The 22,855-nt window shown below is 38.6% G+C and carries 23 protein-coding genes and 1 riboswitch; of the genes, 2 read left to right on the top strand and 21 right to left on the bottom strand.

Translation table 11 applies throughout. From position 1 onward, the window contains the following. Nucleotides 1-3: 3 nt before the first annotated feature. The 8 genes from purH to purC form a co-directional block, all read right to left on the bottom strand. Nucleotides 4-1,539, bottom strand: coding sequence for a bifunctional phosphoribosylaminoimidazolecarboxamide formyltransferase/IMP cyclohydrolase (gene purH / locus I589_RS08425; protein WP_010768525.1), 1,536 nt, complete (start codon nt 1,537-1,539; stop codon nt 4-6). Nucleotides 1,540-1,542: 3 nt separating this feature from the next. Then, nucleotides 1,543-2,124 (bottom strand): phosphoribosylglycinamide formyltransferase, encoded by a 582-nt coding sequence (gene purN, locus I589_RS08420; protein WP_010768526.1) that lies wholly within the window; start codon nt 2,122-2,124, stop codon nt 1,543-1,545. Nucleotides 2,125-2,127: 3 nt separating this feature from the next. After that, nucleotides 2,128-3,165 (bottom strand): phosphoribosylformylglycinamidine cyclo-ligase, encoded by a 1,038-nt coding sequence (gene purM, locus I589_RS08415; RefSeq protein WP_010768527.1) that lies wholly within the window; start codon nt 3,163-3,165, stop codon nt 2,128-2,130. Nucleotides 3,166-3,187: 22 nt separating this feature from the next. Continuing rightward, on the bottom strand, nt 3,188-4,627 hold the full coding sequence (gene purF / locus I589_RS08410) for an amidophosphoribosyltransferase (protein WP_010768528.1): 1,440 nt from the start codon (nt 4,625-4,627) through the stop codon (nt 3,188-3,190). Then, nucleotides 4,612-6,834, bottom strand: coding sequence for a phosphoribosylformylglycinamidine synthase subunit PurL (gene purL, locus I589_RS08405; RefSeq protein WP_010768529.1), 2,223 nt, complete (start codon nt 6,832-6,834; stop codon nt 4,612-4,614). Before purL ends, purF begins: the two co-directional genes overlap by 16 nt. Next, nucleotides 6,831-7,514: a phosphoribosylformylglycinamidine synthase subunit PurQ gene (gene purQ / locus I589_RS08400; protein WP_010768530.1), complete on the bottom strand. Its 684-nt coding sequence runs from the start codon at nt 7,512-7,514 to the stop codon at nt 6,831-6,833. The genes purL and purQ overlap by 4 nt, the downstream gene beginning before the upstream one ends. Further along, complete coding sequence (gene purS / locus I589_RS08395) at nt 7,515-7,769, bottom strand: phosphoribosylformylglycinamidine synthase subunit PurS (RefSeq protein ID WP_010768531.1); 255 nt, start codon at nt 7,767-7,769, stop codon at nt 7,515-7,517. Between the two features lie 75 nt (nt 7,770-7,844). After that, nucleotides 7,845-8,555, bottom strand: a complete 711-nt coding sequence (purC, locus tag I589_RS08390; protein WP_010768532.1) for a phosphoribosylaminoimidazolesuccinocarboxamide synthase — start codon at nt 8,553-8,555, stop codon at nt 7,845-7,847. A gap of 294 nt (nt 8,556-8,849) precedes the next feature. On the opposite strand from purC, the gene I589_RS08385 reads away from it, so the two are divergent. After that, nucleotides 8,850-9,233 carry a hypothetical protein gene (locus I589_RS08385; RefSeq protein ID WP_010768533.1) on the top strand — a complete coding sequence of 128 codons (384 nt, stop codon included), beginning with the start codon at nt 8,850-8,852 and terminating at the stop codon, nt 9,231-9,233. Nucleotides 9,234-9,275: 42 nt separating this feature from the next. Here the strand turns inward: I589_RS08385 and purB are convergent, their stop codons facing one another. From purB to I589_RS08335, 10 genes are all read right to left on the bottom strand, one after another. Continuing rightward, complete coding sequence (gene purB / locus I589_RS08380; RefSeq protein WP_010768534.1) at nt 9,276-10,574, bottom strand: adenylosuccinate lyase; 1,299 nt, start codon at nt 10,572-10,574, stop codon at nt 9,276-9,278. A gap of 17 nt (nt 10,575-10,591) precedes the next feature. Further along, nucleotides 10,592-11,713: a 5-(carboxyamino)imidazole ribonucleotide synthase gene (purK, locus tag I589_RS08375; RefSeq protein ID WP_174298986.1), complete on the bottom strand. Its 1,122-nt coding sequence runs from the start codon at nt 11,711-11,713 to the stop codon at nt 10,592-10,594. After that, nucleotides 11,706-12,194 (bottom strand): 5-(carboxyamino)imidazole ribonucleotide mutase, encoded by a 489-nt coding sequence (gene purE / locus I589_RS08370; RefSeq protein ID WP_010768536.1) that lies wholly within the window; start codon nt 12,192-12,194, stop codon nt 11,706-11,708. Before purE ends, purK begins: the two co-directional genes overlap by 8 nt. Before the next feature lie 184 nt (nt 12,195-12,378). Next, nucleotides 12,379-13,659 (bottom strand): nucleobase:cation symporter-2 family protein, encoded by a 1,281-nt coding sequence (locus tag I589_RS08365; RefSeq protein ID WP_010768537.1) that lies wholly within the window; start codon nt 13,657-13,659, stop codon nt 12,379-12,381. A gap of 1 nt (nt 13,660) precedes the next feature. Continuing rightward, nucleotides 13,661-14,242: a xanthine phosphoribosyltransferase gene (locus tag I589_RS08360; RefSeq protein WP_010768538.1), complete on the bottom strand. Its 582-nt coding sequence runs from the start codon at nt 14,240-14,242 to the stop codon at nt 13,661-13,663. 133 nt (nt 14,243-14,375) lie between these two features. Beyond that, a riboswitch (purine riboswitch) is annotated at nt 14,376-14,473 on the bottom strand. Between the two features lie 92 nt (nt 14,474-14,565). After that, nucleotides 14,566-15,249, bottom strand: a complete 684-nt coding sequence (locus I589_RS08355; protein WP_010768539.1) for a beta/alpha barrel domain-containing protein — start codon at nt 15,247-15,249, stop codon at nt 14,566-14,568. Nucleotides 15,250-15,288: 39 nt separating this feature from the next. Continuing rightward, nucleotides 15,289-15,873 carry a glycoside hydrolase family 73 protein gene (locus I589_RS08350; protein ID WP_425387008.1) on the bottom strand — a complete coding sequence of 195 codons (585 nt, stop codon included), beginning with the start codon at nt 15,871-15,873 and terminating at the stop codon, nt 15,289-15,291. 53 nt (nt 15,874-15,926) lie between these two features. Further along, a complete protein-coding gene (locus tag I589_RS08345; protein WP_010768541.1) occupies nt 15,927-16,661 on the bottom strand; it encodes a M15 family metallopeptidase in 735 nt (244 codons plus the stop codon). 84 nt (nt 16,662-16,745) lie between these two features. Next, nucleotides 16,746-17,678, bottom strand: a complete 933-nt coding sequence (locus I589_RS08340; RefSeq protein WP_010768542.1) for a D-alanyl-D-alanine carboxypeptidase family protein — start codon at nt 17,676-17,678, stop codon at nt 16,746-16,748. An 18-nt stretch (nt 17,679-17,696) separates the two neighbouring features. Next, nucleotides 17,697-18,227, bottom strand: coding sequence for a hypothetical protein (locus tag I589_RS08335; protein WP_010768543.1), 531 nt, complete (start codon nt 18,225-18,227; stop codon nt 17,697-17,699). A gap of 145 nt (nt 18,228-18,372) precedes the next feature. Between I589_RS08335 and I589_RS08330 the strand changes: the two genes are divergently transcribed. Continuing rightward, nucleotides 18,373-19,329, top strand: a complete 957-nt coding sequence (locus tag I589_RS08330) for a Gfo/Idh/MocA family protein (RefSeq protein WP_010768544.1) — start codon at nt 18,373-18,375, stop codon at nt 19,327-19,329. 283 nt (nt 19,330-19,612) lie between these two features. Here I589_RS08330 and I589_RS08325 read toward each other — a convergent pair whose 3' ends face one another. The 3 genes from I589_RS08325 to I589_RS08315 all read right to left on the bottom strand — a co-directional run bounded on the left by I589_RS08325 (nt 19,613) and on the right by I589_RS08315 (nt 22,775). Further along, nucleotides 19,613-20,569, bottom strand: coding sequence for an aromatic acid exporter family protein (locus I589_RS08325; protein WP_010768545.1), 957 nt, complete (start codon nt 20,567-20,569; stop codon nt 19,613-19,615). A gap of 180 nt (nt 20,570-20,749) precedes the next feature. Next, nucleotides 20,750-22,228, bottom strand: a complete 1,479-nt coding sequence (gene floT, locus I589_RS08320; protein ID WP_010768546.1) for a flotillin lipid rafts scaffold protein FloT — start codon at nt 22,226-22,228, stop codon at nt 20,750-20,752. A gap of 22 nt (nt 22,229-22,250) precedes the next feature. After that, a complete protein-coding gene (locus I589_RS08315; RefSeq protein WP_010768547.1) occupies nt 22,251-22,775 on the bottom strand; it encodes an NfeD family membrane protein in 525 nt (174 codons plus the stop codon). Nucleotides 22,776-22,855: the final 80 nt, after the last annotated feature.

Genomic DNA, 22,855 nt, shown 5'->3' with positions numbered 1-22,855 from the left:
CTATTAATGTCTAAAATGACGAATCTCTGTAAAGACCATTGCAATACCGTATTTATTGGCCATATCAATTGACTCTTGGTCTTTAATACTCCCTCCAGGCTGAACAATCGCTTTTATTCCATGTTCAGCAGCATATTCCACTGAATCGCCCATTGGGAAATACGCATCACTTGCTAGAACTGCTTCTGAAATCCGTACGCCCGCTTGTTCAACCGCTAGCTTAACAGAGCCAACACGATTCATTTGTCCTGCACCAATCCCAAGGGTCTGATGTTGGTTCGCCACCACAATCGCATTAGATTTTACATGCTTGACAGCTTTCCATGCAAATGCCAGTGCAGCCAGCTCTTCATGACTCGGCTGTCTGGTTGTCACACATTTCCACTCTGTTGGGATTTCTTCAATAACATCTTGTTCTTGAAGAAGTAATCCGCCAATCACCGAAACTGTTTCTGGTTTTGCTTCTTGATTTTTAGAAGAGAAATCCAATGTTAACAGTCTGAGGTTCTTTTTTTCCGAAAGTAAAGCAAACGCTTCTTCACTATAACTAGGTGCAATGATAATTTCTAGGAACAGCTGGTGCATCTTTTGCGCAGTAGCCAAATCGACTTCACGATTTAAAACGATAATTCCTCCAAAAATGGACACAGGATCCGCTTCATAGGCGTAGTTGTATGCATCAAAAATAGTCTCACCTGTTCCTATTCCACATGGATTCATATGTTTTAATGCCACCACTGTAGGTTCTGTAAATTCACGGATAATCCGTAGTGCAGCATCTGCATCTTTAATATTATTGTAAGAGAGTTCTTTACCATGCTGCTGTACTGCGCTTGCAATAGAAAAAGCTGTCGGAATCGCTTCTTTATAAAACGCGGCTTTTTGATGGCTGTTTTCCCCATAGCGTAATGTCTGCTTCAAATCGTAGCTCAAGGTTAGAGTTTCAGGTGTTTCTTCTTCCACAATCTCTGTTAAATAAGTGGCAATAAGCGCATCATAGGCTGCTGTATGACGAAAAACTTTTGCTGCCAGTTTTTTTCGTGTAGTTAAAGAAGTGTCCCCTGTTTGCTCAAGCGTAGCTAAAACCTGCTCATAATCTTGTGGATCAACAACGACTGTCACAGATGCAAAATTTTTAGCTGCTGAACGTAACATACTAGGTCCACCAATATCAATATTTTCAATTGCTTGTTCTTCCGTCACTTCCGGTTTTAAAATGGTTTCTTTGAAAGGATATAAATTTACACAAACAAAATCAATAGGAGAAATTTGGTGTTCCTTCATCTCCGACATATGAGTAGCTAAATCACGTCGTCCCAGCAGTCCGCCATGAATTTTCGGATGTAAGGTCTTCACACGCCCATCCATCATTTCTGGAAATCCAGTCACTTCATCGATAGAAATTGTTGGAACGCCTGCTTCATCAAGCGTTTTTTTCGTTCCGCCTGTAGAAATGATTTCAATTCCTTGTGCGACTAATCCTTGTGCAAATTCAATGACCCCTGTTTTATCTGATACACTAATCAATGCTCGTCTCATAAGTTATTTAACCGCTCCTTTTTGTTTGTTGGCAATTTCTGCTAGAACCTTTGGATAGAGCTGATGCTCCAATTGATGAATTTTTTCTTCCAAACTTTCCAAGGTATCTGTTTGTAGAATATCAAGTGCTTCTTGTACAATAATAGGTCCTGTGTCCACCCCTGCATCAATATAGTGGATGGTTACGCCTGTTTGTTCAGCTTTCGCTTCAAATGCTTCTTTTATCCCATGAAGCCCAGGATACTTCGGCAAGAGCGAGGGGTGAATATTAATAATTCTCTGCGGATATGCCTCTAACAAACACGGACCAATAATCCGCATATAACCAGCCAAAATAATCCATTCTACTTGATATTCTTCCAATAAATGAAGAAGTTCTGCTTCGTAAATTCCTTTAGAAGAAAAATTTTTTGGTGAAAAATGAATTGCTTCAATCCCATGATTTTTAGCTCGTTCAAGAACAAAAGCATCTGGTTTATCAGAAAAAACAAATGCGATGTCCATTTCGATTTCTCGTCTTTTCACGGCAGTGATGATTGCCTCAAAGTTGCTGCCGTTTCCCGATGCCAAAATGGCTGCTCTCATCTTTTAAACTCCTTTTAAAACAACAGACTGCTGCTGCTTTTCTGTTACACGACCAATTACAAAACTTGGTTCATTATTTTCTTTTAAAACCGCCTGAACTTCCTCCACCTTTTGAGGTGACACTGCAAGGACCATTCCGATACCCATATTAAAAATTTCATACATCTCACGGGCAGGAATTTTTCCATAAAGCTGTAAGGCTTTAAAAATCGGTAAAATTGGCCAAGATCCTACTTCTATCTCTACACTCAATTCATCTGAAACCATCCGAGGAATATTTTCAATAAAACCGCCGCCCGTAATATGGGCAATTCCGGCAACGAGTTCTTTTTTCACAAGAGGCAATAGTGCATTCACATAAATCTTTGTAGGAATCAATAGCTCTTCACCTAGTGTCGTGTCAAGCTCTGGCAATTCTGACTCACCAGTAAAAGAATGCTCTTCAAAAAAGATTTTTCTCACCAAGGAATAGCCGTTTGAATGAATACCACTTGAAGGCAGTCCAATCAGAACGTCTCCTGATTGAATCTTTTCCCCTGTAACAAGTTGCCTTTTTTCAGCAATTCCTACAGCAAATCCTGCTAAATCATAGTCATTTTCACCGTACATCCCTGGCATTTCAGCAGTTTCTCCACCAATTAGTGCTGCCCCTGCCTGCACACAGCCTTCTGCTACACCTGCGACAACTTGTTCCAAACGTACAGGAATATTTTTCCCTGTTGCAATATAATCCAGAAAATATAAAGGCTCTGCTCCTTGAGCGACAATATCATTCACGCACATCGCCACACAATCAATCCCGATGGTTGTATGGGTATCCTCTTGGATGGCCACCATTAATTTTGTTCCAACTCCATCTGTTCCCGAAATCAGTACAGGCTCTGAAACGTCCACCGTACTTAAATCAAAACAACCTCCAAATCCACCAATTGCGCCCATAACACCTAGACGTTCTGTACGTTTTACGTGTTTTTTAATCCGTTCAACTACTTCATATCCTGCTTCTACGTCAACACCAGCTTTGGCATACGCATTTTTCATAAAGCTTCGCTCCTATTCATTCCTAAAAAAAGGAAGTCTTCTCTTTCAATGAGGCTTGATACTTTTCTTCATAATCGTAAAGAGGGGTCGGATAATCTCCGTTAAAATACGCCATGCACAATCCAGAATACGGCGCATCAAAGGTTAATCCAATGGCATCAATCAGTCCGTCTTCACTCAAGAAACTCAGAGAATCTGCGCCAATTTCTTCACAAATTTCTTCTATTGAGTGATTGGCGGCGATTAATTCTTTTCTTGTTTGAATATCAATTCCATAAAAACATGGGTATTTTAATGGCGGAGCAGCAATTCGGACATGAACTTCTTTTGCACCCGCTTCTTTTAACAATTGAACAATTCTTCGACTTGTCGTCCCACGAACAATCGAATCATCTACCATAATGACCTTTTTGCCTTCAACGACTCCTCGAACCGCCGATAACTTCATACGAACCCCTTGTTCTCTTAACTCTTGAGTTGGCTGAATAAACGTTCGGGCAATATACTGATTTTTAACTAGGCCCATCTCATAAGGAATTCCACTTGCCTCTGCATAGCCACTTGCAGCAGATAAAGAAGAGTTGGGTACCCCTACCACCATATCCGCTGCCACTGACGCTTCCTGAGCTAAACGTCTACCCATATTTTTTCTTGCGGTATGTACATTCACACCTGCAATATTTGAATCAGGTCTAGCAAAGTAGATATATTCCATCGCACAAATGGCGGGCTGTGTATCCGTTGTGTAGGTGTCGATTGTCACTCCCTGTTCATTGATAATTACAAGTTCTCCCGGCTGAACATCTCGAATGAACGCGGCACCAATCACCTCTAGTGCACAAGTTTCAGAGGCAACGACATAAGAACCATTTTTCATTTGACCAATAGATAGCGGACGAAAACCATTTGGATCAAGGGCAGCAATCATCGCATTCTCTGTCATTAACAGATAGGCAAATCCACCTTTCACTTTATTCAACGCTTCTTTCAACTGACCGATAAATGTGGTTTCTTTACTTCTGCGAATCAAATGCATCAAAATTTCTGTATCTGAATTGGAGTGAAAAATAGCGCCATCCGTTTCCAATTCACGTCTTAGTGTACGAGCATTCGTTAAATTTCCATTATGGGCAAGTCCTATAGAAGTATCGTAAAATTTAAATAGAAATGGCTGAATATTATCAACACTCCCATTTCCTGCAGTTGCATATCGGACATGTCCGATAGCCGCCGTTCCTTTTAGATTATTTAACTGCCGTTCATCTTTAAAAACCTCTGATAATAACCCTAATCCACGGTATCCATCTAAGATTCCTTCTTGATTCACAACAATTCCTGCGCCTTCTTGTCCGCGGTGTTGTAAACTATGAAGTCCAAAATAAGTTACACGAGCAGCATCCGGGTGCCCCCAGACACCGAAAATACCGCACTCTTCATTTAAACTTTTTACTTCATAAGACATGAGATTGCATCCTCCCAAAGCTGTTTGGCTTTCGTCACCTCAATAGAAATAGTTTCTTCCTCTGTCTTTATCACCAACTGATTTGTTGCGGTAACCGTTCCAACTTTTTCTGCCTGTTCACCCATCATTTGTTCAAATGCTTCTTGATTTTCTTTGGCAACAGATAAAATAAAGCGAGATTGTGTTTCTGAGAATAGATTTGCCGTAGCCATATTCAAGCTAACCTCTATCCCAAAGTTATTTTTAAATGCAGATTCGGCAAGCGCTACACCAATTCCACCCTCTGCACAGTCATGTGCGCTTTCCACTAGTCCTTGTTTAATTGCGGCTAACACTGCTTCTTGATTCTTTTTTTCCACAGCTAAATCAAACGCCATTAATTGACCTTCGATACGGCCTAATTGCATTTTTTGTAGCTCAGAACCATTAAAGTCTGGTTTTGTGTCTCCAATGAGATAAATAAGATCACCAGCCTGTTTAAACTCTTGCGTTGTAATATGGGCTAAGTCATCAATTAAGCCGACCATTCCAATGACTGGTGTTGGATAAATTGCTTTTCCATCCGTTTCATTATATAAAGAGACATTTCCAGAAATAACTGGCGTATCTAATACACGACAAGCCTCTGAAATACCATCCGCTGATGTCCATAATTCCCAAAACCCTTCTGGTTTATCTGGAGAACCATAGTTCAAACAATCGGTAATAGCTAATGGACGTCCTCCACTTGCGACAATATTTCTTGCCGCCTCTGCCACAGCAATCTGACCGCCAATCTCTGGATTTAAATATAAGTATCTTGCGTTACAGTCTGTTGTCATGGCTAATGCCTTATTTGTTCCTCTAACACGTAAAACAGCTGCATCACTTCCAGGTCGCACAACTGTGTTGGTTCGTACCTGCGAGTCATAGGTTTCATAAATCATTTTCTTTGAAGCGATGGTTGGTTGCTGCAACAATCCAAGTAACGTTTCTTCTCCGCTGGTGATAGTCGGTTGAAAATCCGCTAGCTTTGAAAACGCTCGAATCCGCGCAGGTTCTTTTCGTTCTTTGTTGTAAACAGGTGCATCCTCAGCCAAAGCATCCACTGGCAGATTTGCAACCTCCACCTCGTGGTGATACAGACGATAAAGTCCATCATCTGTCACTTCTCCAATAGTGACTGCATCTAGCTCATATTTATGAAACAAGTCAACAACCTCTTTTTCATGTCCTTGTTCTACACAAATCAGCATTCTTTCTTGAGATTCTGACAACATCATTTCGTATGGCGTCATATTAGTTTCGCGCTGAGGCACATCATCTAAATAAAGTTTCAAACCAGAACCTGCTTTAGACGCCATTTCAGCGCTTGACGAAACCAGTCCAGCGGCGCCCATATCTTGAATTCCTACCAAGATGTCTGAATGTTCTAAAATCAATTCTAGACAAGCTTCCAATAGTAATTTTTCCATGAAGGGATCGCCTACTTGAACCGCCGAGCGTTGCTGTTCTTCTCCTTCTACAAACTCTTCTGAGGCAAACGTAGCACCGTGAATACCATCGCGTCCTGTTTTTGCGCCTACGTACATAATGGCGTTTCCGACTCCTTTAGCCTGCCCTTTTTGAATATCCTTATGATCAATTAATCCCACACACATGGCATTTACTAGTGGATTTCCTGCGTAGCAAGGATCAAAAGCCACTTCCCCGCCAACCGTCGGAATACCGATACAGTTCCCATAACCACTGATTCCTGCAACAACCTCTTCGAGTAAATATTTTGTGCGTTCATTATCTAATTCCCCAAAACGTAAAGAATCTAAAATTGCGATTGGACGTGCACCCATACTAAAAATATCCCGGATAATTCCTCCTACACCAGTAGCGGCTCCTTCATAAGGCTCTACTGCTGACGGATGGTTATGGCTTTCCGCTTTAAACACAACTGCCTGTCCGTCGCCAATATCAACAATCCCTGCTCCTTCTCCAGGACCTTGCAATACTTGAGGCCCAGTTGTTGGAAACTTTCGCAATACAGGTTTTGAATTTTTATAGGAGCAATGTTCGCTCCACATCACAGAAAATAAACCCGTTTCTGTATAATTTGGCAACCTCCCCAGAATCTCTTCTGAAATCAATCGATACTCCTCTTCCGTCAATCCCCAGTCAGTATAAATTTTTTGCTCTTTTATTTCTTGTGGTGTTGGCTCTGTCACTTTCATCATTTGTTCGCTGTCACCTTTCCAAAGTTTTTCAGTATGGAGGCAAAGAAACGTTTGCCGTCCTCAGAACCAAGTAACGTTTCCATTGCTCGTTCTGGGTGTGGCATCATTCCTAAAACATTTCCCGCTTTGTTTGTAATTCCAGCGATTTGTTCAATGCTGCCATTAATATTTTCACCAGAGTACGTGAAAACAATTTGATTGTTCTCTTTTAATTCCTGCAAGGTTTCTTCGTCACAGTAATAGTTTCCTTCTCCATGAGCCACAGGAATTTGAAGAATTTCTTCCTTTTGATACTCTGTCGTAAATTTTGTCTGATTGTTGACTACTTTCAAAGGAACCGTTTTGCAAATAAAGTGTAAAGACTCATTTCTTTTCAGCGCCCCTGGTAAAAGGCCCGCTTCTGTTAATACTTGAAATCCATTACAAGTGCCAAAAACGGGCTTTCCTTCTTCTGCGAATCGAATCACTTCAGACATTATTTTAGAAAAGCGAGCAATCGCACCGCATCTTAAGTAATCTCCATAAGAAAATCCGCCAGGAAGCAAAACGCCATCGAATCCTTCCAGTGAGTCAGCATCGTGACGCACATATTCTGCCTCAGCACCCATGATTTCTTTTACAGCCCAAAACATGTCCATATCACAGTTTGAACCAGGAAATACAATGACAGCAAATTTCATTTATACTTCCTCCAATGCAGAAATTTCATAACGATAGCTTTCCATATTTACATTTGCCAATAGCTTGTCACAGACTTCCTCAATCATTTCTTCTACCGGTCTATCTGCTGCGGAGACTTTAATTTCAAAATATTTCCCAATGCGAATTTCTTCAATCTCTGTATAGCCCATACGATGAACTGCACCTTTGACTGCTTCTCCTTGAGGGTCTAAAACGGAATCTTTATACGTGACATAAACTTTTACAAAATACATTTGAATGGCTCCTTTTTCTCATTATTTTGAATTTTTATTGACTACTTGCTTCAGTATTTCCAAAACCGTAACTATTCAAATTTCTTCCAGACGTCTTAATACTTCTTTGTACACAGGAACAAGGTCTCCTAAATCTCTGCGATAAACGTCTTTATCTAAATGTTCATTTGTTTTTAAATCCCATAACCGGCAAGTATCAGGAGAAATCTCATCTGCTAAAAGAATCTCACCTTCTGCCGTTTTTCCAAACTCCACTTTAAAATCAATTAACTTAATAGAAAGCTCATTGAACAAATCAATTAATGCGTGATTTATTTTGTGTGTCATGGTCTTGATTTTTTGAATTTCCTCATTCGTTGCAATACCCAATGCTAAAATATGGTCTTCGTTAATCAATGGATCATCTAATCGATCTTCTTTGAAATAAAACTCAATAATTGGAAATGGCAACGGATGTCCTTCTAAAACATCTAAACGTTTAGAAAAACTTCCTGCAGCCACATTCCGCACGACAACTTCTAATGGAATAATATTCACTTCTTTTACCAATTGTTCGGTTTTTGATAATTTCCTAACAAAATGACTAGCAATCCCTCGTTCGTTTAACTTCTCAAAAATTTTACTGGTAATCTGATTATTTAATTCGCCTTTTCCCTGAACTTTGTCTTTTTTCGCACCATTTAAAGCCGTGGCTTGGTTTAAATACTCTACCCAAACCAACCCATCTTCACTTGTTTTGTAGAGTTTTTTCGCTTTTCCTTCGTAAAGTAACGATTCCTTTTCCAACGATTGCTCTCTCCTTTTTCATGAATATTAAAAGTAAAAGAATCAATAATATTCGTATAAATGTTTGTATTTAGTTTAACAAGCATTATTTAACCAGTCAACATAATCCGTTCATTTATAAACAAAATAAACACAAACGTTCGTGTTTGCTCTTATTTGGTATAGATGTTTCCTCATTCAAATACTGAGAAGCGTTTACATTTAGAGAAACAAGTGCTATAGTAAACTCATAGATTGCAAACACACTTTACACTATTTATAAATAGCGATAAGGCTCTAGAGGAGGAAACTTGGATGACGAGTTTACAAACAATGGCGCAGCAGTTTTTAGCAGATCTCAATGACGAAGACCAGATACGGTTATATAATGATTTACTTGCTTTGGAAGAAGTACATCGTTTAAATGAACATGCTAGTTTTTATACATTCCGCAAGTTAAAACGGGCAACACATCGACATTTTGAATGTCGAAAACGGACATTCCGATATATGAATCAAAAAAATAATGAATTAATCATTCATCAGCTTCATGAACAACATGTCTTTAAAAATCATTATCGTATTCAGGTTTTTTACAATCTACATGAATATGATTTTCGATTCATTGAAGAACTTACGAATGCACTCAGAAAAAATAAAGTTTTCCAGTTTCACGAACAAACAGCGACTTATGCATAATAAAAAACCTTGAGAATTTTTTTCTCAAGGTTTTTTTACGTTCTATTCGCCTAAACCTACTCGCTCAAAAATTGTATCAACATTCTTCAAGTGGTAATTGTAATCAAACGCATCATCCAACTCTTCTCTTGTCAGTACGGAAGTGATCTTCTCGTCTGCATCTAAAAGAGGTCTGAACGCCGTTTGATTATCCCACGCATACGCTGTTTTTGGTTGAACCAGATCATATGCTTCTTCACGAGACATACCATGATCAATTAGTTTTAATAAAACACGCTGACTGTAAATTAAGCCAAATGTTGCATCCATGTTCCTCTTCATATTTTCAGGGAATACCGTTAGATTTTTTACAATGTTGCCAAAACGATTTAACATATAATTCAATAGAATAGTTGTGTCTGGTAAAATAATCCGTTCCGCTGATGAATGAGAGATGTCACGTTCATGCCACAAAGAAACATCTTCGTAGGCAGTAATCATATGTCCGCGAATCACCCGAGCTAACCCGGTCATGTTTTCAGAACCAATAGGATTTCGTTTATGAGGCATAGCAGAAGAACCCTTTTGTCCTTTTGCAAAAAACTCCTCTACTTCACGCGTTTCCGATTTTTGTAATCCGCGAATTTCTGTCGCAAATTTTTCAATACTTGTTGCAATCAGCGCCATTGCTGAAAAATACTCAGCATGTAAATCTCTCGGCAACACTTGTGTAGAAATATCTTGTGCGCGAATCCCTAGTTTTTCACAAACATAAGATTCAACAAATGGAGGGATATTGGCAAATGTTCCCACAGCACCAGAAATTTTCCCAGCCTCTACCCCTTTTGCCGCATGCTCGAAGCGTTCAATATTGCGCTTCATTTCCGAATACCATAAAGCAAGCTTCAACCCAAATGTAGTCGGCTCCGCGTGAACGCCATGTGTACGGCCCATCATCACTGTCCGCTTATGTTCTTTTGCTTTTTCGCCGATAATGTTCGTAAAGCGCTGTAAATCTTCACGCAAAATATCATTTGCCTGTTTGATTAAATAGCCATAGGCAGTATCCACCACATCTGTACTTGTCAGTCCATAGTGAACCCATTTTCTTTCCTCACCTAAAGACTCCGATACAGCTCTAGTGAAAGCCACTACATCATGGCGTGTTTGTTCTTCTATTTCTAGAATGCGATTTACATCAAAACTTGCGTGTTCACGAATCTTCTTTGCATCTTCTTTTGGAATTTCGCCCAATTCAGCCCAAGCTTCATCAGCTAAAATTTCTACTTCTAACCACGCTTGATACCGGTTTTGGTCTGTCCAAATACGACCCATTTCTGGTCTAGTGTAACGATCTAACATATTTGTTTGCTCCTATCTTAATCCCAAATAGCTGTCTTTTTTACTTCTTCTAAAGTGTCTTGTATCTCTTGTGTCAAAATGGTGATGTGGCCCATTTTACGTCCAGATTTTGCTTCTGCTTTTCCATAATAATGAAAATTCCAAGCGGGCTTATCTGCAACCAACTCAAAGGTCTTCAATAACTCATCACCTAAAATATTAACCATAACTGCATCACTTAGTAAACGTACCTCTGGTAATGGCCATCCGGCAATCCCTCGAATATGCGCATCAAATTGACTAATAGAGCAAGCCTCAATAGTATAATGACCAGAATTATGCGGTCTCGGCGCCATCTCATTCACATAGATGCTTCCACTTTCTGTCAAAAACATTTCAACAGCAAGCGTCCCTGCCAAACCAATCGCTTCTGCAATCACTTTTGCAATTCTTTGAGCTTCTTCAATCACTTCTAAAGAAACATTTGCAGGCGCAATCGTTTCATGAAGAATATTATCCCTGTGAATATTTTCCACTACAGGAAACACAGTATATGCTCCTTCACCATCTCCAGCAACCAATACTGAAAGCTCTTTTTCATAAGGAATCCATGCTTCAAGTACACACGTTCCTTCGCGTAATAGATTCATTGAAGGGGCTAAATCAGGCATGCCATACAAGACATATTGTCCTTTTCCATCATATCCACCACGCGTGGTTTTTAATACACAAGGATAGCCAATACTTTCAATTGCCTCTTGAATATCTGTCGGACTAATAATTGTTGCATAAGGAGCAATCACAATATTGTTTGATTCTAAAAATGATTTTTCCATCAAGCGATCCTGTGTAATTGCTAGTAAATCTGTTCCTTGAGGAATCGAGGTCAATGGCAAGATAGAGTTTAACGCCTCTACGCTGACATTTTCAAATTCATAGGTAATCACATCTACTCTTTTTGTCATTTCCTCCAATGCAAAACTATCATCATAAGCGGCAACTATTTGCCAGTCTGCTACCTGTGATGCCGGACAATCTTCAGTCGGATCTAAAACACCTACTCGAAAGCCCATTTCTTTTGCACTAAGGGCCATCATACGTCCTAATTGGCCTCCGCCAACAATTCCGATTGCTGAACCAGGCAATAAAGGTTTAACCAAGTTGATCACTACTTTCCATTACAGTTTCCGTCATGACTTTTCTTTTTTCTTCAAGTCGTTCCGCTACCTCTAAATCATACATGGAAAGCATCTGCGCCGCAAGTAAACCCGCATTTATTGCACCAGCTTTTCCAATCGCTGTGGTCGCAACCGGAACTCCTCCTGGCATTTGTACAATAGACAGTAGTGAATCTAACCCATTTAATGTTCGGGATTGGACGGGTACCCCAATCACTGGAAGAGTGGTTTTTGCAGCAACCATCCCTGGAAGATGTGCGGCTCCTCCTGCTCCAGCAATAATCACTTTGATTCCTCTTCCTCTCGCTTCCTCAGCGTAGCGAAACATTAAATCAGGTGTTCTGTGTGCAGATACGACCTTTTTTTCATAGGGAATCGCCAGTTCATCAAGACTGTCACATGCATGTTTCATTGTTTCCCAATCTGATTGGCTTCCCATAATTACAGAAACTAATGCTGTCATCCTTTTGCCTCTCTCTCTTTTATTCGATATCATTTTATCAAGTGAGGTTTCCTCTGTCAAAGAAATTTCGAATATTATAACAAATTAAAGATTTATCGTTCGTGTTATACACAAAAAAGAAGAAAATCATTAGGTGATTTTCTTCTTTTTCAACGATTAAATTTTTATTAATCAGTTTAGCCAATTACTCCTCAGATTTTAATCCATTAAATAATAGATTCAATAAAATTGCTGTGATACTGCTCATCACGATTCCATTGCCTGTGAACATTTGTAAAGTTTCTGGCATTTGACTGAACAATCCTGGTAATACGTTAAACCCTAAGCCAAAACCAATAGATACAGCAATAATTAATAAGTTTTTATCGTTATCATAATTCACTTTTGATAGCATACGCATACCTTGAACAGCTACCATCCCAAACATTACAAGCATTCCTCCACCTAATACAGGCTCGGGAATAATTTGAGCAAGAGCGCCTACCTTAGGAAATAATCCTAAAGCAATTAAAAAGAAGGCAGAAAAATAAATTGGTTTGCGTGTCTTAATTCCTGATAATTGCACAAGACCGACGTTCTGTGAAAATCCTGTATAAGGAAAAGTATTGAAAATTCCACCCAAAACAACAGCTAGACCTTCCGCACGATAGCCGCGCTTTAAGTCATCTTCGCCAATTTTTTTCCCTGTAATATCTCCTAGAGCAAAATAAACGCCTGTCGATTCAACCATACTAACAATAGAAATTATCACCATTAATAAAATAGACCAGACGTCAAATGTCGGCATGCCAAAGTAGAAAGGTTGTGGGACATGAAAAACTGGTGCATGACCAATCGCTGCTAAATCCACTTGACCTAATAAAGCAGCAAGAATAGTCCCTCCCACCAAACCGATTAAAACCGCAATCGAGCGAATAAATCCTTTAGCGAAAATCTGTATGCCAATAATTAAGCCAATCGTTACAAATGCTAATAGTAAGCTTGTTGGTGCACCAAAATCAGGTGAAGTCTTCAATCCCCCGCCCATTTTCTCAACAGCTACCGGAATCAACGTGAGACCAATAACAGTAATTACTGTTCCTGTCACTAAAGGTGGAAATAGTTTTTTTATTTTAGAAAAAAAGCCAGCAATTAACACTACAAAAATTCCAGAAGCAATTACTGAACCATAAATTGCCCCCACTCCGTTATTATTACCAATCAATATTAATGGAGCAACCGCTTGAATCGCACAGCCTAGCACAACAGGCAAACCAATTCCAAAAAATTTATTTACTGTTAGTTGTAATAAAGTTGCAATGCCACACATGAAAATATCAATTGAAATCAGATACGTCATTTGCTGCTCATTAAAATTTAAACCTGTTCCTATTAAAAGTGGTACGGCCACGGCTCCTGCATACATAGCTAATAAATGCTGTAATCCTAAAACGGCTGCTTTACCATTTTGTGTTTCTTTTTCCAAACTATGCGTCCTCCTCAAGAAATTCTACTTGTCCATTTGTCAGTGAAGCAATTCTTGCTAATGAAACAACTCTAAGTCCCATATCTTCAATTAACTGGCGTCCATCTTGGAAAGATTTTTCAATAATAATACCAATCCCCTCTACTTCTGCACCAGCTTGTTGACATAGCTCGATCAATCCTTTAGCAGCTTGACCATTCGCTAAGAAGTCATCAATAATCAAGACTTTGTCCTCACTTGATAAAAATTTTCTGGAAATTGAAATCGTACTCGTCACCTGTTTTGTAAAAGAGTACACCGATGAAGTTAGCAACTCCTCATCCATCGTAAGGCTTTTTGCTTTTCTGGCAAAAATCATTGGAACGTTCAGCTCTTTAGCTGCAAAAACTGCAGGGGCAATTCCCGATGCTTCAATTGTTACTACTTTTGTAATACCTGCCTCTTTGAACACTTCTGCTAGACGGTTCCCCATCTGCTCCATTAATACTGGATCCACTTGATGTGTGACAAAGCTATCTACTTTTAAGACACCTTCACCTAAAACGTGCCCGTCTTTCTTGATGCGTTCCACTAACTCTTTCATTTCATTCTCTCCTATTCATTTAATTATCAGAAAATAAAGCAATCGTAGATACTAATAACCATTGTTGTACCTATTTCCTGCCTCCGCTTAAATAAGCAAAAAAACCTCTTTCGCCTAAGCAAAAAAGGTGCACAAAAACACGTTTTTTACTTATAGTCCAATATTTACGGTATTGGGTAGAGACTGTCGACCTTATTTCGACGATATATAAGTGAAACTTTAAAAAAGATATATCCATTATCTATTTAATTAATGAAAAAAGCAAGGGATGAAAGCCCTTGCTTCATAAGAATATCCTAATAATAAGAAAAAACTTTTAAAAATTATTCGGTTTCTGTTCGCTCTTGTTCTCGATACTTTTCCATTTTTTTACTGAATAACTTGCCATTACTTGGCGGAGTGTAGGTGATGGCATTCGCTCCAGCTTCAATCGTAGCTAGAATTCCTTCTTCTGTCGGTCCACCTGTAGCAATAATTGGCAGCTCAGGATACTTCTTTCTAAAGTAGGCTACGGTTTCAGCTGTTTTTTTGCCTGCACTAATATTAATGATTGAAACTCCGGCTTCAAGCTTTTCATCGATTGGCGTGTAAATAGAGGTAACTGTACTAATCACTGGAATATCAATTACTTCACAAACCTGCTGAACCGTTTCAATCGGCGTAGGTGCATTCAAAACCACACCTATAGATCCCTGTGCCTCAGCAAACATACTCATGTACGCCGATCTTGTACCTTGTGTAAGTCCTCCACCAACACCTGAGAAAACAGGAATATTTGCTGCTTCAATAATTCCTTTTGTAATCGCAGGATGCGGCGTAAACGGATAGACAGCAATCACGGCATTCGCATTATTATTGCATACAATTGCAATATCTGTTGTAAAAATAATGGATCGAATTTTTTTTCCAAAAATACGGATACCGCTAGCTTGGGAAATCACTTCAGGAACTCGAACAATATCTTTTCTTAATTCGGTGGTAATTTCTGGAACAAATTTTTCTGTCATAATGATTCGATTCCTCCACTGATAAATAAAAGAGACGCATTATCGTCCATCGTACTTATCTAAATTATATGTCTCAATCACTTCAATGATTTTTTGAGCGTATGTTGGATCTGTTGCATAGCCCCCATCTTGTAAAGCCTTTGCTGCTTGCTTATAGTTTTTTGCCATCAATACCTTTTCATATTGGCCAGGATTCCACGTCACTCCGTTGACAAAAAGCATTGTATGATCATCCATAGAATCTTCCCATGAATTATAGACCTTGAAATCTCCTTGTATAACAATCCATTCTTCATTGATAAATTCTTTGGTTTCCAAATTTACTTTTTTTTCATCTCCAAAAGACTTCATTCCAAATAAATTATTATATTTACTGGCTAGCGAACTCTGGCCCCAATTGGATTCAAGAATTGCTTGTCCCAAAACTATACTTGGTAAAATTCCGTATCCTTCTTGAAGCTCTTGTGCATGCGGAGCAAGTCTTTTAATAAACTCCTCATGTGACAGCGCCTCAACTGACTGCGGATCATCTGATTCTATTAAAGGGTCTGCAATACTCTTTAAAGAAAAGACAAACGCCATCCCTATAATAATGAGTCCCAACAACAAGGTAGGAATACTCATCGTTTGCTTTTTCTTTTTATATGTTCTTCGTACGCTCATAATACTCCTATTCTTTATAACAAGTTAAGATATTCTTCCAGTGTCAAATTATTCTTCGTTATATATTTTGCACTTTCTTCCCCAACATATCTTAAATGCCACGGTTCATAATCAATCATGGTGATTTTTTCTTTTCCTTTTGGATATCGAACGATAAATCCATAGTTGGGTGCATTTTTAGCTAGCCATTTCGCTCCAGGTTGGCTCCCGAAGCCTTCTTCCAGCACTTCATCTGGATAGTTATTATACCATGATTCGTCAACAACATCGACTGCTAAGCCTGTATGGTGTTCACTATAGCCTGGCTCTGTTACTGTTTTCTTCACCTCAGCTATTGCATCCTCTTCACTGACACCATTTTTTGTCATAACAGCTTGAACATTTCGGTCAAAGACAGTCTGCTGGTATGCAACTGAACGAAAGGCTGAAATGATGACTAATGGAAAATCAGCTTTTTTTGCTGCCTGAGCAAGCTTTTCATAACTATCTGCTATTCGCTCATCTACTTGATAGCCGTTTGAAAGAGAAGCAAGCTTGGTTTCATCAACTTCTGTCTTCAATTTATTTTTTGGTCCAACTAAAACAAGTGACCAATCATCCTTGGAAACAGCAGGCAGATCAATTAATGTAGATTCTGCAGTTGTAGCAGTTTGTTCTTCTTTTTGATTCGTTGTATCAGTAGGAGTGTCCTTTTCACTGGTAAATCCTCCAGTAAGACTTTTAACAGAAACAACTATTAATAAACACACCGAAATGATGCCTACTATTGTTTTTGGTGAGGTTAATGACTGTTTGTTTTTAATTGTTCTCACTCCTATATGCGTGACATATCCTTATTTTTTTAGTAAATCCAGATATTCTTCTAATGTGATTTCATGTTCATGAATGTATTCCGCGTTTTCAGGACCAACATAGCGAATATGCCAAGGTTCATAGGTAATAGCAGTAATCTTTTCCTGATTTTTAGGATAGCGAATAATAAAGCCATATTTTGCGGCATTATCTGCTAACCATTTTGCACCAGCCTCGTTACCAAAGCGTGCATCTAATACACTACCAACATAGTTTGTATTCCATTCTTCATCAACAACATCCAGAGCCAGCCCAGTATGATGTTCACTATAGCCTGGTTCTGTCATTGTCTTTTTCGCTTCTTTAGTTGCTTCCTCTTCAGAAACTCCTAATTTACTCATATTTTGAGAGACTCCTTCACTGAATACTTCTTCTTGGTAGGAAACTGAACGAAAGGCTGAAATCATCACTAGCGGATGCCCTGCTTTTTTCGCAGCTTCTGCTAATGCTTCATAGTCTTTTGCGATTCGTTTATCTACTTCAAATCCGTTTGAAAGTGAGGTTAACTGGTCTTCTTGTATTTCTGTTTTAATTTTATTTTTTGGTCCGACAAGCACTAAATTCCAATCATCTACATTACTTTCAGGCAAGCGTTCTTTTTTCGTTGTCGATTTTTCTTTAGGTGCAGAAGGAGTAGTTTTATCGGTAGTTGATTCCTTTGCTTTCTTTGAAGATGTTGATGTTGTTTCTACTGTTTTTTTTTCTGCTTTTGAAGAGGTTTTCGTCTCTTTTTTTGTCATACTTTCTGTTGTACTTGACGCTTTTGTTTCACTTTTTTCCATTGAACTTTTTACCGTTTCAGCCGATGAATCAATGGTCTTTCCCTGACTGAATGTGTTCGTTACCGAAAAAAAGATAACCAACGAAACAATCAACAATCCAATTGATGCGACTATTTGTTTATTCTCACTCACTTGTTGTATCCCTTCAAGTTATTTTCCCTGGTTATTTTTGATATAGGTCTCTTCCAAATTTTCATTTACCCACTCTAAAAGTCCGACAGGAGACCCTTCAATTTGCTGCTGGATATTTGCAGGTAGTCGGAAACTGACACTATCATCAAATCCCCACTCATCATAGCTGATGCTCACTTTTAAATTGATAAACGCATGCTCTTTTTGCGCCTCTGTCTGAAAAGGAAGCATCTCCACTTCTCCCAGCCTTGAGCGTAGCCATTTTTGCGCTATTTTCGTCTTCAATCGCTTATACTCAGAAACAGCTAAATTTCTTTTTTCAGGAAATAGCGCCGTTTGACGTAAAACTTTTTGCATAAGCATCCACTCGTAATCACTGAATAGATTCTTAACTTTTTGCATCATTTCTGAAGAAAGAGTTCTTTGTCCTTTTTTCCACGCTTCCCAGTAATCCGGTTCAATCTGTAGCTGTTCTTTGTAAAAATAGGTTTCTGATCCATACTGCTCAATAATTGCACTAACAATAATTTCAATATATACTCGATTCATTATCTTTCCCTCCTCATGTATTCTACTTAACTATAGGGCAAAAATCATCTTTTTTCATCTTATTTTCCTTTTTTTTAAAAAAATCTCTTTTTCTGCTATACTTAAGCTGTACTTTTTTACAATACCTTTAAAGGAGCCGATTATTTTGAAGACTTATCATTGGGGAATTGTGGGCTTAGGCGAAATCGCCCACCAGTTTGCACAAACATTTAATGACTCATCTAGTAAACTTTCTGCCGTTGCTTCTAGGACGCAGGAAAAAGCTGAGGAATTTGCCAGCCGTTATCAAATTCCAAAAGCCTATGGAGATTATACTGCTCTTTTATCTGATCCAGAAATTGACATTATTTATATCGCTGTACCAAATCGCCAACACATTGAATACATCTTGCCTGCATTAAAAGCTGGTAAACATGTTCTATGTGAAAAAGCCATCACAATGAATCAGAAAGAATTACTTCAAGCGGTTCAGCTGGCAGAACAAAAGAATTTGGTTTTAGCAGAAGCAATGACCATTTTCAACATGCCTTTGTACGCGCAACTACGCGAGTTAGCAGATTCCGGTAAGCTAGGCAAACTAAAAATGATTCAGGCACCATTTGGCAGCTACAAAGAACCCGATCCAACGAACCGATTCTTCAACCCCGATTTAGCTGGGGGAGCACTTCTTGATATAGGTACCTACGCTGTTTCATTTGCTCGCTATTTTTTAAATGCACAGCCAACAGTTATTGCCTCAAATGTTCTTCCATTTGAAACAGGTGTCGATGAACAATCTGTGACAATTCTTAGAAATAAAAAAAATGAGATGGCCGCTGTAACATTAACATTCCAAGCAAAAATGCCTAAATTAGGGATTGTTGCATTTGAAAATGGCTACATTACCGTTCCTGAGTACCCGCGCGCTGATAAAGCTGAAATCATTTATAATGATGGAACTAAAGAATTTATCGAATCAGGCGACACACAAGAAGCCATGAACTACGAAATTCAAAATATGGTTGCTTTCATTGAAGGGTCTAAGCCGAATACCTCTTTGTTATTAACTATTGATGTTATTCAACTTTTAGATGAAATGCAGCAAGCATGGGCAAAACAATAAATTTTTAACGATGAGGTCGGGACAAACATCCACTTTCCTTATTTTTACAACAAAAAAGTCAAAAACTGCTCACTTAACGGTTTTTGACTTTTTTATTACAAACTACCCAAAAGAAGGTGGGACATAACTAATTAAGTTATTCCACACCTTTGTAAAATCTTAATAAACGGTGGGAACAGAAGCAACTCATCTCCACTGCGTTTGTCTCTCAACAACTTCTACGCATGGAACATGCTAGAGTTGAAGGCTTCGAAAATAAGCTGAACACTTCTGTCCCGACCTCTTACTCCGTAATACGTTGAGAGAATTCTGCCTTAATTTCGATAAAACTTTTAAAAGACTGGAGAAATTGAAATAATTCTGCTCGATTTTCAAATTCTTCACGACTTATGGGCAAGGTCATCTGCCGATACTCCTCATATACATCAAATATTCGAGCTAAAATTTCATTTCCATCATTTTCTTCAGCAAAAGTTTCTGAAGTGTATTCTAACAGAGCGACTATTTTTTCAACTTGAATCTCAACCACTTCAATTCTATCTAAACTTTCAATCATATCATGAAGAACGCTCACTTGTGAACGTCTCATTGCGAAATAAGACGCATAATACACATCTCGCACTACCCACTGATTTTCTTGATATGTTTGTGCACGAAGTTGGCCTTGTCTTATAAACGAAAGAAGTCCGTTACAGTTTTCTAAAAGTTTTTGTTCAGTTATCTCCTGCTTTAAGTATGAAGACATTTCAGTGAGCAACTTTTTAAACATTGTCTCGATAATCTGTTGGTCCTCTTTCAATCGATTTTCAGCATTTGGCATATATAAATTAGCGATTAAAGCGAATCCTACGCCGATGGTCATCAGCAGATATTCATTAAAGATGATTCCCCAGCTCATAGACTCTTCTACTAAATAGTGCGTCACCAAAACTGAACTAACAACGATTCCATCAGATAAGCCAAGAGAAACAGCTATCGGAATAAAAAGGAGTAAAAAAATACCAAAAGCAATTGGTTGATAGCCTAGTAGTGAAAAACAAATGTAAGAGATGAGTGTGGCTAGTGTTAAAGAAAACAGCCGGTAGATTCCTGTTTGTAAAGAGGATTTTTTTGAATTTGTGACGCTCAATACGGCTATGATTCCTGCTGAGGGTGCATATAATAACTGCAAAGCATTTGCTAAAATCATTGCCAAAGCTGCACTAACTCCTGTCTTAACTGTTCGAAGACCGATACGCATAAACTCCCTCCTTCATATTCTTATTTATTATACTAAAATTTGCTGCTGAACACTAGGTTCACTCTGACTATTACCTTTTGATTAGGCAACATAAAAACTCCAGTCAAGCCGATTGCTTAACTGGAGCCAAACGATACTGAATAAACTATTTACAGATTGTTAATAGATGTCTGTTTGCAGTTACTCATCATCCTTAACAGGAGATTCATAAAGATTTACAGAGCTATTTGTTCCTTTTTTTGAAAAGTTTTCAATTAACTCTTTCACGTCTAATCCAGTGGTTTCTTTTAACGTTTCTTGTGTGCTAGCTAATAAATTTGTCGCATAGTTTGAAATACGATTAGCCCCTGAGTTGTCACCGCCAGAACCCGTATCCACAACAGAAATCTTATCAATATTTCCTAGAGGCTGTGCAGCTTCCTTCATTAATTGAGGGAGCATTTCCATTACCATGCTAAGAACTGCTGCTTCACCATATTGTTTGAAGGCGTCCGCAATTTTTTGTTTTGCTTCGGCTTCGGCAGCCCCACGAGCTAAGATAGATTCTGCTTCTGCTTGACCAGCTAAACGAGTTTTACTTGCTTCAGCTTCGGCTAATGATTCCACCCGGAAGCGATCCGCTTCAGCTTCGGCTAATTCTTTCGCTTTTTGTGCCAATGCTTCTTGTTCTTTTGCATAACGATCTGCATCAGCTTTTTTCTTCACTTCAGAATCATATTGTTTCTCACGACGAATAATTTCTTTTTCTTCTAACTCAATTTGTTTTTGACGCTCAATGACTTTAACTTCCATCTCTTGGGCGATAACCTCTTGTTGCGCACGTGCACTTTCTAAATTGTATGCTTGGTCAGCCTTTGCCTTAGCAATGTCTTGTTCTTCTTTGTAGGTCGCTAATTTCAGTTCTTTTTCCTTCACTGATTCAGCAATTTCTGCTTGACGTTGTAATTCTGCTTGTTGTGATTCTTTTTCAGCTTGGGCTTTTTTAATTCTTGTTTCTTTTAATGCCTCAGCTTCAGCAATGTTAGCGTCACGTTTTACTTGAGCAATTCTTGGTTTCCCTAGAGAATCCAAATAACCATTTTTGTCTCGGACTTCTTTAATTGTAAATGAAACAATGATTAATCCCATTTTTGCTAGGTCGACAGAGGCAACTTCTTGCACACTTTGACTAAATTTATCACGATTTTGATAAATTTCTTCTACTGTCATCGATCCCAGAATCGAACGTAAATGTCCTTCTAACACTTCGCGTGCTTCATTTTCGAGCTCTTCACGTGTTTTTCCTAGAAACTGCTCAGCAGCAGTGGCAATTTCTTCAACAGACGAACCAATTTTAATAATAGATGTTCCATCACACATAACTGGTACTCCTTGCTCGGTATAAACCTCCGGAGTAGAAACATCCAATTTACTTGAAAGTAGACTAATTCGATTCGAGCGTTGGAAGACTGGAAGTACAAAAGCCCCTCCACCACGAACGATTTTAATTTTGTTCTTGCTTTCATCCGCATGAACATTCTTAGTGCCTAAATAACTCCCGCTAATAATCAGCGCTTCATCTGGCTTAGCTGTTTGATATTTTGAAATAAATACAATCAATAGCATCAGCAAGATAAAAGCAACGATAGCGATTGGTATAACAATTACAGGTATCTCCATTATCCAAATCTCCTTCACTCTTTTAAATTTTTAGTGCTTCTTCGTAGGGAACAACATAACAGATACGGTCTTTTACTTCAATAACAAGTACATCAGATCCCTGGTGCGCTTCTTCTGTTTGTCCTGTATAAAAGGCTGCAGGTCGATTAATCGAACCGGTTACACTCTTCATCTGAATTTCACCCATCCCCTGAATCGGAATAGTTGTTACAACGGTCGCAATACGCCCTTCCATTTCTTTTTCAGAAGTGGACATCGTTGTTTCCGCATTTTTTAACGGAATCAATACATAGAAATTCAAAAGAAAAACTAAACCAGACGAAAGAATAACACTTACACCTAAAATAAGCAGTTCATTCAGATTTGTTAATTTCTCACCAAGGTAACCAAATAAGCTTGTAAAAGCAAACCAAGGAACCACAAGCATTGGATCTATAGGACCGTCAAAATCAAAGATGTCTCCAAAAATGACTAACACCAATGCGACTACCGCACTTCCAATCAATATATACCAATAAATTGTTTCCAAGGAAATTCCACCAATCATCTTATTCCCTCCTATCCTAGTTCTATTCTACCAATACTTTGACAAAAAACCTAGAAAAATTGGGATAAGTTGATTATTTC

It is taken from the genome of Enterococcus phoeniculicola ATCC BAA-412, assembly GCF_000407505.1.
Lineage (GTDB): Bacteria > Bacillota > Bacilli > Lactobacillales > Enterococcaceae > Enterococcus_K > Enterococcus_K phoeniculicola.
Note: the sequence above shows the minus strand (reverse complement) of the source record. Positions and strands in the feature narration are given on the sequence as shown.

Coding starts and splice junctions, on each gene's coding strand:
- purH (WP_010768525.1), bottom strand. CDS start 1,539: ATGAGACGAGCATTGATTAGTGTATCAGATAAAACAGGGGTCATTGAA.
- purN (WP_010768526.1), bottom strand. CDS start 2,124: ATGAGAGCAGCCATTTTGGCATCGGGAAACGGCAGCAACTTTGAGGCA.
- purM (WP_010768527.1), bottom strand. CDS start 3,165: ATGAAAAATGCGTATGCCAAAGCTGGTGTTGACGTAGAAGCAGGATAT.
- purF (WP_010768528.1), bottom strand. CDS start 4,627: ATGTCTTATGAAGTAAAAAGTTTAAATGAAGAGTGCGGTATTTTCGGT.
- purL (WP_010768529.1), bottom strand. CDS start 6,834: ATGATGAAAGTGACAGAGCCAACACCACAAGAAATAAAAGAGCAAAAA.
- purQ (WP_010768530.1), bottom strand. CDS start 7,514: ATGAAATTTGCTGTCATTGTATTTCCTGGTTCAAACTGTGATATGGAC.
- purS (WP_010768531.1), bottom strand. CDS start 7,769: ATGTATTTTGTAAAAGTTTATGTCACGTATAAAGATTCCGTTTTAGAC.
- I589_RS08385 (WP_010768533.1), top strand. CDS start 8,850: ATGACGAGTTTACAAACAATGGCGCAGCAGTTTTTAGCAGATCTCAAT.
- purB (WP_010768534.1), bottom strand. CDS start 10,574: ATGTTAGATCGTTACACTAGACCAGAAATGGGTCGTATTTGGACAGAC.
- purE (WP_010768536.1), bottom strand. CDS start 12,194: ATGACAGCATTAGTTTCTGTAATTATGGGAAGCCAATCAGATTGGGAA.
- I589_RS08360 (WP_010768538.1), bottom strand. CDS start 14,242: ATGAAAGAGTTAGTGGAACGCATCAAGAAAGACGGGCACGTTTTAGGT.
- I589_RS08355 (WP_010768539.1), bottom strand. CDS start 15,249: ATGACAGAAAAATTTGTTCCAGAAATTACCACCGAATTAAGAAAAGAT.
- I589_RS08350 (WP_425387008.1), bottom strand. CDS start 15,873: ATGAGTATTCCTACCTTGTTGTTGGGACTCATTATTATAGGGATGGCG.
- I589_RS08335 (WP_010768543.1), bottom strand. CDS start 18,227: ATGAATCGAGTATATATTGAAATTATTGTTAGTGCAATTATTGAGCAG.
- I589_RS08325 (WP_010768545.1), bottom strand. CDS start 20,569: ATGCGTATCGGTCTTCGAACAGTTAAGACAGGAGTTAGTGCAGCTTTG.
- floT (WP_010768546.1), bottom strand. CDS start 22,228: ATGGAGATACCTGTAATTGTTATACCAATCGCTATCGTTGCTTTTATC.
- I589_RS08315 (WP_010768547.1), bottom strand. CDS start 22,775: ATGATTGGTGGAATTTCCTTGGAAACAATTTATTGGTATATATTGATT.